Source organism: Streptococcus sp. zg-86 (assembly GCF_017639855.1).
Lineage (GTDB): Bacteria > Bacillota > Bacilli > Lactobacillales > Streptococcaceae > Streptococcus > Streptococcus zhangguiae.
Genome location: NZ_CP072115.1, coordinates 716,252 through 729,307 on the forward strand (window position 1 = coordinate 716,252; position 13,056 = coordinate 729,307).

Here is a 13,056-nt window from a genome sequence, read left to right on the forward strand (position 1 = left end):
AAAAGGAGGAAGAGGACATGGCACGAAAAGTAGGAATTATTGGACTTGGACATGTTGGGGCTGCAGTCGCACATGGCTTAATTGCGCAAGGGGCATTTGATGATTATGTTTTTATCGATACGGATGAGGCAAAGGTGGCTGCAGAAGCCATGGATTTTGCAGATGCAGCCGCAAATCTTCCTTATCATGCTACTATCCTTGTCAATGATTATCAGGCTTTGGCAGATGCGGATGTCGTGATTTCAGCCTTGGGGAATATCACCTTGCAGGACAATCCTCAGGCAGATCGCTTTGCCGAGCTTCCCTTTACAGCAAAAGAAGTTCCCGCAGTAGCTCAGCAATTAAAAGCGGTTGGTTTTAAGGGAATTCTAGTCGTTATTTCCAATCCTGTAGATGTAGTAACGAGTCTCTATCAAGAATATACTGGTCTACCAAAGGACCGTGTGATTGGAACTGGAACCTTGTTAGATACAGCTAGAATGAAGCGAGCAGTTGGCCAACATTTTTCACTCGATCCAAGAAGTGTGCAGGGCTACAATTTAGGAGAACATGGAAATTCCCAATTCACGGCTTGGAGCCAGGTGAAGATAAAAGGACAGGCTGTCTGTGATTTCCTTAGTGATACGGAGCGAGCGGAATTGGAAAAAACAGCCATTATGGGTGGGCATACCGTTTTTTATAGCAAGAAATTTACCTCCTATGGCATTGCAAGTAGCACGATTCGCCTTGTTTTGGCCATCGTATCAGACGCCCATGAAGAGTTACCAGTTTCTCACTACTATGAGCCTTTACAGACTTATTTGAGCTACCCAGCCATTGTTGGACGGTCCGGTATTATTGAGCGCATTCAGTTGCAGTTGACAGCAGAAGAGGAAGAAAAGTTAGCAGCATCTGCTCGTTTTATTCAGGAAAAAGTTGTGGCTAGTCTGGGTAGACAGGACTAGTCATTGTCACTAAAGTGTAACAGGAATATGTTTCAGAATGTAGACAAACCTCACAATTCAGAAAAACATTACAATGATATTTCATTTTCTGTAGTTTTAAGGTTAGAAAATTTGCGAGCGTAGCGAGCACAATACCGCACCTCCGCCGTGCTAAAAGTGGGAGTGAGACAGAAGTCGTGATTTCGTTGAAATCGATTATCCTCGCTCCTTTGTTTCTGGGCTCGGGCTAAAATAATCCACTGGATTATTTTACTCCGAAGGAAGTCGCTGATGTCCGAAAGCACATGAGGATGGTGGCAATAAAAAGACTTTTTCTTCAAGCTGTAACATGAATATGTTTTCATAGAGGAAAGTCATTTATGATTTTATGGTATAATGAGACAAACAAGAAAGGGATCAATCATGCAATTACAGACAAAGGCAAGTCAATTAACTGGAAAACTGCGTGTACCTGGTGATAAGTCAATTAGTCATCGCTCGATTATGTTTGGAAGTTTAGCAGAGGGTGTGACCAAGGTTTATGGAATCTTACGGGGGGAAGATGTTCTCTCCACTATGCAAGTCTTTCGTGATTTGGGCGTAGAGATTGAAGATAAGGGAGATGTCGTTGAAATTCATGGTGTAGGTTTTCATGGTCTAAAAGCTCCCCAAAAGCCCCTTGATATGGGAAATTCAGGGACATCCATTCGCTTGATTTCAGGTGTTTTAGCAGGTCAGCCTTTTGAAGCAGAAATGTTTGGCGATGATAGTTTATCCAAACGCCCTATGGACCGGGTGAGCATTCCCCTTCGACAAATGGGTGTCGAGATGAGTGGTCAGACAAAACGAGATTTGCCACCACTGACAATAAAAGGTAAGAAAAATCTTCGACCTATCCAGTATCACTTGCCAATTGCTTCTGCACAGGTAAAATCAGCCCTGCTTTTTGCCGCCTTACAAGCAGAAGGAGAGTCTGTTATTATTGAAAAAGAACGGACAAGAAATCACACAGAAGATATGATTCGTCAATTTGGTGGTGACATTGAGGTATCGGGTAAGGAAATCCGCGTCACAGGTGGTCAGACCTTTACAGCTCAAGAGATTCAGGTGCCAGGTGATATTTCAAGTGCCGCCTTTTGGCTGGTCGCTGGGCTTATTGTGCCCAATGCAAAGATTATCTTAGAAAATGTTGGAATAGCCGATACTAGAACAGGGATTTTGGATGTGATTGAGGCTATGGGTGGAAAGATTAGTCTGAGCCAAGTAGATGAGCGAGCTAAATCAGCTACCATTACAGTAGAAACATCAGATTTACAAGGTACAGAAATTGCTGGAGAAATCATTCCACGCTTGATTGATGAATTGCCCATCATTGCTCTTTTAGCGACACAGGCAAATGGAACAACCATTATCCGTGATGCCGAAGAACTCAAGGTTAAGGAAACAGACCGCATTCAGGTGGTGGCAGATGCCTTAAATAGCATGGGGGCAGCGATTACACCGACAGATGACGGCATGATTATTAAGGGGAAAACACAGCTTCATGGAGCTACCATCAATACTTTTGGTGACCACCGCATTGGGATGATGACAGCCATTGCTAGCCTATTGGTGCAAGACGGAGAAGTCTATTTGGAGCGAGCGGAAGCCATCAACACGAGCTACCCAAGTTTCTTTGATGATTTGCAGAAATTATTAGAGGAATAGTAGGATGACGATTGTATTATTAGGATTTATGGGAGTGGGAAAGACAACCGTTTCCAAGCACATTCAGCGCCCTTTTTATGATATGGATAGAATGATTGAAGAAAAGATTGGCATGCCAATTGCAGACTTTTTTGCAAGAGAAGGAGAAGTAGCTTTTCGCAAAATCGAATCCGAAACCTTAGAAGAACTCTTACAAGTAGAAGAAGATTGTGTCATTTCTACGGGTGGTGGCGTGGTCATCTCGGAAAAAAATCGGGATTTACTCCGTCAAAATCAAAAATACAATGTTCTGTTGACTGCTTCTTTTGAGGTTTTGTATCATCGAATCAAGCAGGATACCCTCTCTCAGCGCCCACTTTTTTTGAAGCATTCAAAAGAGGACTTCTATGATATGTATCAAAACCGGATGAAATTGTATGAAGGTTTGGCTGATTTAATCATCCGCACAGAAAATCGTAGCCCAGAAGAGATAGCAAGGATAATCGAATGTATGTAGCATTTTTAGGTCCGAGAGGATCCTTTACACATCAGGTAGCCCAGCAGGCTTTTCCTGTAGACGAATTAGTGTTCTATGATACCATTACAGAAGTGATGAAAGCTGTTGAGCAAGGTGAGGTTGACTATTCAGTTATTCCAGTGGAAAATTCGATTGAAGGTAGTGTCCATGAGACGATAGATTATCTCTTTCATCAGGCGGACTTACAGGCAGTAGCAGAGGTGGTTCAACCGATTTTTCAGCAGTTAATGGTAACTGAACCCTCGAAAGATATTCAAGTGATTTACTCGCATCCGCAAGCTCTCGCACAGGGAAAAAAATACATTGAGGAACATTATCCGCAGGCACGGTTAGAAGCAACAGCTAGTACAGCCTATGCAGCGCGGTTTGTCGCAAGGCAGAAAGACCAGCCTTATGCAGCCATTGCTCCACAGGCAGCAGCTAAGGAATATGGCCTTCACATTGTCGCTCAAGACATTCAGGAAATGAGTCAAAATTTCACACGTTTTTGGATTCTAGGTCATAGGACTGTGACCCTTCCGCTTGTGCAAGGAATGAGAAAATGTTCGCTTGCTCTGACACTGCCAGACAATCTTCCAGGTGCCCTCTATAAGGCTATGTCAGTCTTTGCTTGGCGGTGCATTGATTTAACCAAGATTGAAAGTCGACCTCTGAAAACAGCTTTGGGAGAATACTTTTTTATCCTTGATGTGGCCCATACTCAGCCAGATTTACTAGGTTATGCTTTAAATGAGTTGGAGAGCCTAGGGATTACATATAAAATTTTAGGAGACTATTTTATTTATCAGGCACAGTAAAAGGAAAATACCATGACAAAACAGGATAGTAACCTCACACATCATGAGGAATTACGATTAGATTATTTACAAAAAAATATTCATTATTTGAATGACAAAGAACGAAATGAATTGGCCTATTTGCAGTATAAAGCTGAAACAGGTCGTCCGCTTTTATCGCGTAGAAAACCTTTTATTCCGACAGTTGATGAAGTAGAAGAGCTAGAGGATTTTCCTTCTTATCATAATGATGATGATTGGACAGAGTTGACTGACATCGAAGATATGGTAGAAGAAGAGGTGTTATTGCCTCAATATCCTCGGCATAAAAAAGGAAAACCCAGCCTTCATTCCATTCAAATTCCTGAGAAGAAAAAGGTCCGTAAAAAGAAAAAAGGACGGATTAAACGCTTCTTGCTCTTTTTGGCTTTTATCATTCTAGCAGTTTTGCTTGGACTTGGCTTCATGTTTGTGAAAGGAATGAATTCTGTGGACCAAAAACCAGTTGCAGAACCCTTTCATGGACAGACTTCTAGTAAGGGTGTCAACATTCTAATCTTAGGAACAGATGGTCGGGTTGGAGATTCTTCTGATATGACACGAACAGACTCGATTATGGTATTAAATATCAATAATAGGGATAAAAAAGCAAAGCTCGTGAGTTTTATGCGTGATACCTTGATTGATATTGATGGTGCGGATTATAAGTTAAACGTTGCCTATACCTTTGGAGAGCAAAATGGGAATCAAGGTGCAGAAAATGTTCGTGAAGTATTGAAAGAAAATTTTGATATTGATGTGCAATACTATGCCTTGGTTGATTTTTCAACCTTTGCCACAGCGATTGATACTCTATTTCCTAAAGGAGTGACCATTGATGCCAAATTCGCTACGATTGCTGGGCAACCCGTTTCGTCAGTAGATGTGCCAGACGATTTGAGAATGGAGAATGGTATTGTGCCAAATCAAACCATTGCGGTTGGTCTGCAGCAGATGGATGGTAGAACCTTATTGAATTATGCCCGCTTCCGTAAAGATGATGAGGGAGATTACGGTAGAACCAAACGCCAACAGCAAGTCTTAGCAGCTATCATGACTCAGGTGAAAGACCCAACTAAGTTATTCACAGGAGCAGAGGCACTTGGAAAAGTCTATGCCTTGACTTCTACCAATATTCCTCAAACTTTTATTCTTACCAATGGACTTTTTGCGGCGCTTGATGCGCGAAATGGGATTGAACAAACGACTATTCCAGCGCTGGGAGACTGGGTGGACGAGTACGATGTTTATGGCGGTTTGGGCTTGAAAATTGATTTTGGAAAATACCAGAATCGCTTAAGTGAACTAGGCTTAAGATAATTCTCTATTTGTAAAAAATATGCTATACTAAAGGTCGGAATAATTGTTCTGACCTTTTCGTTTCTCGTTAAGAAGTAGTAAAATATATGGTGGATTGAGAACGGAACACGGACTAAGAGCTGTGTAAAAAAGAGACGCAGATGTTCCAACTTTAGTTGGTTACAGCTGAGGCTCCCTTTAGTGGGGACGCAGATGTTCCAGCTTTAGCTGGTTACAGTTGAGACTCCCTTTAGGGATAAATCTCGTTGGTTACAAGCCAACCTGCTTCGATTTCCTATTTTGTCTAGGAGTTGCTTAACGCCCTCGTATCTTATGAAGGAATAGGACAATGCAAGGAGCTGCAGATAGAACTGGCGTTAATTGAGGATTACTCCATAATCCCTATTTCCAACTTTCAACAGTCTACTGGACTATTGAAGCAAAGCGACTTATACTCGTCAAAAATCTAAGTCTGACGTCGTTAACTCACCTTGCTGAACTTCAGTTCTAGCTACGATTTCGTTGCCTAGTCAGATTTTGATTTTTATAGAGTATAACGATGTCCTAACCTTTATTCCATTCACTATACAATCTTGAAAAAGGAAACAATGAGAAGAGCAGAATGTGGAATAGAAAGAAGATAGATGATTAAGAAAAATGATGTAATAGAAGCAGATATTGTGGATTTGAGCCATGAGGGGCTAGGAGTTGCCAAACTTGACGGATTGGTCTTTTTTGTCGAGAATGCCTTACCTGGTGAAAAAATTCAGATGCGCGTGCTTAAGGTCAATAAAAAAATTGGCTATGGAAAAGTAGAAGAGCGGTTGACGACTTCAGCAGACAGGAATGAGGCTATTGATGTGGCTTATCTCAGATCTGGGATTGCAGATTTGGGGCATTTGACCTATGAAGCTCAGTTAAAGTTTAAAACCAAGCAAGTAAAAGATAGTTTGTATAAGATTGCTGGTATAAAGGATATAGAAGTTCCTTTAACGCTTGGCATGGGGCAACCCTTTGCTTATCGAAATAAGGCACAAGTACCCGTTCGCCGTGTGAATGGTCAATTGGAAACAGGTTTTTTCCGTAAAAATTCCCATGATTTGATGCCGATTGAGGATTTTTATATCCAACATCCAGAGATTGACCAAGTGATTCTAGTTGTACGTGATTTGCTACGCAGATTTGACATCAAACCCTATGACGAACAAGAAAAAACAGGTCTGATGCGCAATGTCATTGTTCGTCGTGGTCATTATTCTGGAGAAATCATGGTGATTTTTGTGACAACTCGACCAAAGATTTTCCGCATAGAACAACTGATTGAGCTCTTGGTAGATCAATTCCCACAGGTGAGCTCTATCATGCAAAATATCAATGATCGGGATACCAATGTGATTTTTGGTCCTGAATTCCGCCTCTTGTATGGTAAGGATTGTATCACAGATCAGATGCTGGGAAATTACTTTGAAATCTCAGCTCCTTCCTTTTATCAAGTTAATACTGAAATGGCAGAGCAGCTTTACCAAACTGCTATTGATTTTGCAGATGTTACACAAGATGATACCGTAGTTGATGCTTATTCTGGAATTGGAACGATTGGCTTGTCTTTTGCCAAGCATGTTAAAAAGGTCTACGGAGTAGAAGTTGTACCGCAAGCAGTAGAAAATAGTCAGCGCAATGCAAACCTAAATGGCATTTCAAACGCTCACTATGTTTGTGATACCGCTGAAAAAGCCATGGCTAAGTGGGTGCAAGAAGGTATTCAAGCGACTGTCATTCTTGTTGATCCACCAAGGAAAGGCCTCACCGAGAGTTTTATCAAGGCGAGTTGCCAGATGAACCCAGACAAGATTGTCTACGTTTCCTGTAATGTCGCAACCCTTGCGCGTGATGTCAAACACTATGAAGAGCTAGGCTACAAACTCAGCAGAATTCAGCCCGTTGATTTATTTCCGCAGACGCATCATGTTGAGGCGGTAAGTTTGCTAGTCAAGGAGCGAAGCGATGACGAATAGCATTTACTTCCGCCCATGCGATAGCTGTCCAAGAGCTAGGAGCATGGCGACGTAGCGATTGGACACAGCGAACCGCTAGGTGTGTTGCTCTGCTCGTAAAATCCTAGAAACCTTTGAACGAAAGGGATAGTAAAAAGCCTTAGAGATAAGGCTTTTTGTCGTATGGTGGGTAAGTATCAGAGTGAGAGTTGAAGTTGAAGTGGTGGGATTGAAAGCTTGGTGGTAGAATTATTTATTCCCATAAACCCTAGGGGGTATGGGTTTGTTTCCATAGACAAGGGGCTTATGGGAATAAATGTACCCCCTTTTTTTTATAAATGAAACTCTAGAAAGGTTTGGTCTAGAGAAGTGTGAGTACTGTTTTTGATACATTTTTTAAATATGTTAATATATTCAATATATCTGGTAGAGAAAAGCAAAGAGTAGCACTTGCTCGAGGGGTGCTATTGTCTTCTAAATTTTTGTTATTGGATGAGGTTAATTCAATGATTGACGAACAAACAACTAGGGATATAAGTGGATACCTATCACAACGAAACGTAGGTTTTATAGAGGTAGCACATAAAGTTTCCAAAGAGGACAAAATATAGTATAATAAATTTATAAAAGTTGAAAGGATTGTATAATATGATTACGTCATTAAAAGATTGCCAAAAGAAGATTTTAGAAAATAAAAAAATGAAAGGCTTTAATACTACAGATATCAAATTTGAGTTACTATGTTTATATGGAGAGGTTAATGAATTATTTCAGGCATATTTGAAGGATGATGTTTCAAATATTGCAGAGGAATTAGCAGATGTAGCTATTTTTTTACTTGGTATTTCTGAAATTCTCAATGTAGATCTTGAAACTGCAATCATTGAAAAAATTGTAGTCAATGAAAAAAGAATCTATAATGAAAATGGTTCAAAACTATCCACTCCGGCCAAGAAAGTGTGAAGTAGGTTATTTTCAACTATAGTGGATAGTTAGAAAATGCTTTACGTATGAAGTAACCGCATGTAACTATTTTTAGCTACATGCGGTTTTAAAATATTTTCATAAGAATCACAATTAAACAATGATAATATCTCGTCTTCGAAGACATTATAATATAGAAAATGATTAGAAAAGCAGTGTTCAAAATGAAAACACATTATCTGAAAGTTAAATATTTACATTTGTTAGGAGTGGTAGATGAAAAGTAATAAGAAGTTTGGGAGAGAAGCATTTTAGGAACTCGCTGAAAAAGTATGCTTATAGACTAAATAAAATGAAAAATAAGGTATCTTGACAAATCATTAAAAAACTCATATTTTTCAATATTGATACCAAAAGAAAGTATTATCAAGGATTCATCTTTATACAAGAAATCATTTGATTCCATAATTGATTGTGATATGTATTATTTTGGTTTGATTTATTTAGTAATATTTGAAAATAAGGATATTAACTTAAATAATTGGTCGAATCTAGTTATCAAACTGGAACAGCAAATCAAAAACTATAAAGCCCCATATCTTGACAAGCAAAGCATTCCAACATATGATTATTCAAAAGCTGAATATATCAGTTATCATCAAAAGAACCCTTCAGCTTTAAAATATTTACGAGAGAGAGTTGAGAAATCTATTGATATTTATAAGGAGATTGTATTATGACGAAACATGAAGATTTTATCAACAGTTCGATTGAAGCGGTTATGTTGGAGGGGCTTTCTGCAATTATTTCCATAGATACTGGAATTGAATCTTATCCCTTGAATGATTACTTGTTAAAGACAATTTTTTTACAGATGACAGGTTTTCAAGAACAAAAATTTAAGTGTATTGTTTGGGAGATGGCTACTGAAGATTTTGAGTTTAGGAGAGATTTTTTAAGAGAATATGCCACACAAGGTTTTTCCACATATGAGTCTAAAAAATCTATTTATCAAAAATTAATGATTTTGCTAGATAGGGATGAGTTTTCTGAAAGTGAAAGAAAGGAAATAGTTAATCAAGCAAAAGACAGTGTGTGTAGTATTTTTAATGAGAGTAACCTTCAATATTGGAATGGTACACCTATAATGAATTTAAGGGTAATATAAAGGATAAAATTGGCTACAAAGGTATTGCTAGAAAGGGAGTAGGTTATAATTTATTGGAAAGTGAAGGCCAAAAAGTTTATGGTAAATTATATAAACATAGAAACCGTTTGGCACATAATACGATATCATATCAGAGAAATTTGCCTAAATTGCATAACTTAGAAAATGCAGAATTTGGCGATTCTAATTATTTTGTGTGGTTTTATGTGTTGATAGTAATTGATAGGATTATTATCAAATTATACAATGAATTCTGTCAGAAAAATAAATCTTTACTTTATTAGTAATTTGTAAATCTACGACCTTAAAATGTATTAATATTATAGCATTGAAACAAAATCAAAAAACTTTTTCCGTTCCATAATATAGTCCTCACCTATCAGCACACGTTGAGGCGGTAAGTTTGCTAGTCAAGGAGCGAAGCGATGACGAATAGCATTTACTTCCGCCCATGCGATAGCTATCCAAGAGCTAGGAGCATGGCGACGTAGCGAGTGGAGGAAGCGAACCGCTGGGTATGTAGCTCTGCTCGTAAAATCCTAGAAACCTTTGAACGAAAGGGATAGTAAAACGAGGCTGGGCAAAAACTAGCTGCTCATATATAAAAAACGAGCAATTCCAATTAGGAGTTGCTCGTTTTCCATTTCATGCTTTATAATTATAATAACCACAAAACAACTAGAAAGGCATGAAAATGTATAAACAGTATAACACAAATCAGCTTAGTTTGGAATTAAATATTGCTTGGGACTTACCTGCTACGCATGAGGCACGTCTGATTAGTCAGTTTGTGGATACTATTCCTCAATCCGTTCTCCTAGAAGAAACTTCCCACACAGGTCGTCCTGCCTTTCATCCAGCTATGTTGCTCAAAATGACCCTATTCGCCTATGCTCGCCAAGTTTTCTCTGGTAGAAAAATCCTCCAAATGAATGAGGAAGTCATTCCTATGAAATGGCTGAGTCAGGATACCTACGTCTGTTATCGAACCATAAATAGTTTTCGGGCCTCTACACACGCCAACCAGCTTATCAAAACTGCTTTCATCTACTTCACTCTCCTCCTCAGAGAGAATGGATTGATTGAAGATAAAGCTCTCTTCATTGACGGGACTAAGGTAGAAGCTGATGCCAACAAGTACTCCTTCACGTGGAAAAAGGCCGTTGAGCGCTATGAAGATGCCTTGAATGGAAACATTTCTGCCCTCTATGACAAGCTAGTCCAAGAAGGGGTGAATACTGCCTTGTCCAAGGAAGAATGTCTCACTAGCGAGGGACTAAACCAACTCCTACAAGAGACCGAACAAGTACTAGATGAGTTGGAAAATGCTATCTCACAAGAGCCTAAAGTCATTAAAGGTGGATCGACCAACAGACAGAAACGAAGAAGAATTAAGAAACTTAAGAGAAAGTTGAAAGAGGATTTTCTTGTTCGGAAACAAAAGTACGAACGAGATAAACAGATTTTACAAGAGCGAAATTCCTATTCTAAAACAGATCCTGATGCGACGTTTATGAGGATGAAAGAGGATCATATGAGGAATGGTCAGCTCAAACCTGCTTACAACCTTCAACTTGGTACAAATAGCCAGTTTGCCTTAGCTTACGGATTGTATCCGAATCCAACTGACACTCGTACACTCAAACCTTTTCTTCAATCCATCCAAACCTTAGAACTCTTTCAACACATTGTCGCGGATGCAGGTTATGGTAGTGAAGAAAATTACAGCTTTATCGTTGATGATCTGGAGAAAACGCCTCTAATTCCCTACGGAACATATCAGAAAGAGCAGAAGAAAAGCTACAAGAAGAGTGATGCCAATCCTGAAAACTGGACTTACCTAGAAGATTCTGACCAGTGGATAAAACCAGCTGGAGTTGTCTACTCGTTTAAGAATTATTCACGAAGAACGGAAAAGTATGGATTTGAGAAAGATAGTAAGATTTACGAAGCTGATCCTGTACAAGCTAGTGAAGAGTTAGACCAATTAGCACGGACAGAGAAAGGAAACCTCAAACAAATTCAGTATAATCCTACGTGGAACTATTTCAAGAACTTAGTCAAAGAGGAATTGACAAGTAAAGAGGGAGCCCGCATTTATGCCAAACGCAAGGTGGATGTCGAACCTGTATTTGGTAGGATGAAGGGTGTTTTTGGCGTGCGCAGAGTGCATGTCAGAGGTCAAAAAGTGGTTGAAACTGAGATAGGATTCCTCCTAATGAGCATGAATCTCACGAAATTGGCTAAGAAATTAGTCCAAGATAATAGAGATAAAAATAAAAACACAAATAGTTCGGCTGGATTTCATCAAAATCAGCTTGAAGCTATCTGTGTTTTTTATTTACTGGCTAGTTTTTGCCCAGCCTCTTTTTGTCGTATGGTGGGTAAGTATCAGAGCAAGAATTTTTGATGAGTGTGTAGGTTTGATAGCATGATGATGAGGTGATTTATTTCCGTAAACCTTAGGGAAATGTAGTTGTTTCCTCATAGCTAGGAGGAAAAAGACGATGATAGCAATGCAATAGAAAGAAAGTTCAGGAGATGAAAAGTTTATAGCACTGTTCATGGGGATGGCTCTTTTTTGGAAATTATTTGTTCTGATTGATATAGTCGAACAGCAAAAAAGAATGATAAAAATCAGAATGTAGACAAACCTCACAATTCAGAAAAACAGTACAATGATAATTCATTTTCTGTAGTTTTAAGGTTAGAAAATTTGCGAGCGTAGCGAGCACAATACCGGCACCTCCGCCGTGCTAAAAGTGGGAGTGAGACAGAAGACGCTGATGTCCGAAAGCACATGAGGATGGTGGCAATAAAAAGAATTTTTCTTCAATCTGGATAAAAATTTTTTATTTTTTGATAGAAAAAATTTAATAGTCTTTACCTATCACATAGGATAGAAAATTTGTATTTGTCAGTAGCTTTAATTTCGTCTAAAATGAAGGAAACAAAAGGAGGTCAGACTATGACAAGTTTACAGAATGCTTATCAGATTTTTAAAGAGGCTAAATTGGTCAATCTAACCCATCAAATTAATGAGAATAGTCCTCATTTCCCTGCCTTGCCAGCATTAGAGAAGAAGGATCTTTTTACTTTGAAGGATGGGTTCCATGTACAACAATTTAGCGTTGTTGGTCAGTACGGTACACACATTGATGCCCCTATTCACTTCGTTGAGGGTGGTAAATGGTTAGACGAGCTTGTTTTAGAAGATTTACTCTTGCCTCTGTTTGTGGTTGATAAATCAGAGGCAGTGGCTACGAATCCCAACTATGAACTTAGCAAACAAGATGTTCTTGATTTTGAAGCTGTGCATGGTCAAATCCCAGCAGGCAGTTTTGTTGCTTTTAGAAGTGATTGGCATAAACGTTGGCCAGACCAAGCTGCTATGAGAAACCTTGATGATAAGGGAGCTCAGCAAACTCCGGGTTGGAGCCGTGAAGCATTAGAGTTCTTGATTCACGAACGTCATGTTAAAGCTCTTGGTCATGAAACCTTGGATACTGATAGTGGTCAAGCTGCGTATGCTAATGGTGGTAGTCTTCACCAAGAGTATTATTTGCTTGAGCAAGGGATTTATCAGGTTGAAGTCTTGGCTAACTTAGATCAAGTCCCAGCAACAGGTAGTATCATTTCGATTGCTTATCCTAACTGGGATAAGGCGACTGGTTCGCCAGTTCGTGCGATAGCCTACGTTTCTGAATAG

The 13,056-nt window shown here is 39.2% G+C and carries 9 protein-coding genes and 1 pseudogene; all 10 read left to right on the forward strand.

The genetic code is table 11. The features are described 5' to 3' along the window. Nucleotides 1-17: 17 nt before the first annotated feature. The 10 genes and pseudogenes from J5M87_RS03605 to J5M87_RS03650 all read left to right on the forward strand — a co-directional run bounded on the left by J5M87_RS03605 (nucleotide 18) and on the right by J5M87_RS03650 (nucleotide 13,056). Nucleotides 18-944, forward strand: a complete 927-nt coding sequence (locus J5M87_RS03605; RefSeq protein ID WP_154609091.1) for an L-lactate dehydrogenase — start codon at nucleotides 18-20, stop codon at nucleotides 942-944. A 402-nt stretch (nucleotides 945-1,346) separates the two neighbouring features. Then, entirely contained in the window at nucleotides 1,347-2,630 is a 1,284-nt protein-coding gene (gene aroA / locus J5M87_RS03610; RefSeq protein ID WP_154609090.1) for a 3-phosphoshikimate 1-carboxyvinyltransferase, read from the forward strand. A gap of 4 nt (nucleotides 2,631-2,634) precedes the next feature. Then, nucleotides 2,635-3,126, forward strand: a complete 492-nt coding sequence (locus tag J5M87_RS03615; protein ID WP_154609089.1) for a shikimate kinase — start codon at nucleotides 2,635-2,637, stop codon at nucleotides 3,124-3,126. Then, on the forward strand, nucleotides 3,117-3,944 hold the full coding sequence (gene pheA / locus J5M87_RS03620) for a prephenate dehydratase (RefSeq protein ID WP_154609088.1): 828 nt from the start codon (nucleotides 3,117-3,119) through the stop codon (nucleotides 3,942-3,944). The genes J5M87_RS03615 and pheA overlap by 10 nt, the downstream gene beginning before the upstream one ends. Nucleotides 3,945-3,956: 12 nt before the next feature. After that, a complete protein-coding gene (locus J5M87_RS03625; protein ID WP_154609087.1) occupies nucleotides 3,957-5,282 on the forward strand; it encodes an LCP family protein in 1,326 nt (441 codons plus the stop codon). A 623-nt stretch (nucleotides 5,283-5,905) separates the two neighbouring features. Beyond that, nucleotides 5,906-7,276 (forward strand): 23S rRNA (uracil(1939)-C(5))-methyltransferase RlmD, encoded by a 1,371-nt coding sequence (gene rlmD, locus J5M87_RS03630; protein ID WP_154609086.1) that lies wholly within the window; start codon nucleotides 5,906-5,908, stop codon nucleotides 7,274-7,276. A 627-nt stretch (nucleotides 7,277-7,903) separates the two neighbouring features. Continuing rightward, nucleotides 7,904-8,218, forward strand: a complete 315-nt coding sequence (locus tag J5M87_RS03635) for a MazG-like family protein (protein ID WP_154632456.1) — start codon at nucleotides 7,904-7,906, stop codon at nucleotides 8,216-8,218. 697 nt (nucleotides 8,219-8,915) lie between these two features. Further along, entirely contained in the window at nucleotides 8,916-9,347 is a 432-nt protein-coding gene (locus tag J5M87_RS03640) for a hypothetical protein (RefSeq protein WP_154609137.1), read from the forward strand. Nucleotides 9,348-10,041: 694 nt separating this feature from the next. Then, nucleotides 10,042-11,602 (forward strand): annotated as a pseudogene (locus J5M87_RS03645) (IS1182 family transposase); the annotation flags it as partial. Nucleotides 11,603-12,315: 713 nt separating this feature from the next. Next, the gene (locus J5M87_RS03650; protein ID WP_154609059.1) at nucleotides 12,316-13,056 is read left to right on the forward strand and encodes a cyclase family protein; all 741 of its coding nucleotides are present in this window, start codon (nucleotides 12,316-12,318) and stop codon (nucleotides 13,054-13,056) included.

What these genes read in the sequence shown, in the direction of transcription:
- J5M87_RS03635 (WP_154632456.1), top strand. Translation starts at nt 7,904, where the DNA reads ATGATTACGTCATTAAAAGATTGCCAAAAGAAGATTTTAGAAAATAAA.
- J5M87_RS03615 (WP_154609089.1), top strand. Translation starts at nt 2,635, where the DNA reads ATGACGATTGTATTATTAGGATTTATGGGAGTGGGAAAGACAACCGTT.
- J5M87_RS03605 (WP_154609091.1), top strand. Translation starts at nt 18, where the DNA reads ATGGCACGAAAAGTAGGAATTATTGGACTTGGACATGTTGGGGCTGCA.
- rlmD (WP_154609086.1), top strand. Translation starts at nt 5,906, where the DNA reads ATGATTAAGAAAAATGATGTAATAGAAGCAGATATTGTGGATTTGAGC.
- J5M87_RS03640 (WP_154609137.1), top strand. Translation starts at nt 8,916, where the DNA reads ATGACGAAACATGAAGATTTTATCAACAGTTCGATTGAAGCGGTTATG.
- J5M87_RS03650 (WP_154609059.1), top strand. Translation starts at nt 12,316, where the DNA reads ATGACAAGTTTACAGAATGCTTATCAGATTTTTAAAGAGGCTAAATTG.
- J5M87_RS03625 (WP_154609087.1), top strand. Translation starts at nt 3,957, where the DNA reads ATGACAAAACAGGATAGTAACCTCACACATCATGAGGAATTACGATTA.
- pheA (WP_154609088.1), top strand. Translation starts at nt 3,117, where the DNA reads ATGTATGTAGCATTTTTAGGTCCGAGAGGATCCTTTACACATCAGGTA.
- aroA (WP_154609090.1), top strand. Translation starts at nt 1,347, where the DNA reads ATGCAATTACAGACAAAGGCAAGTCAATTAACTGGAAAACTGCGTGTA.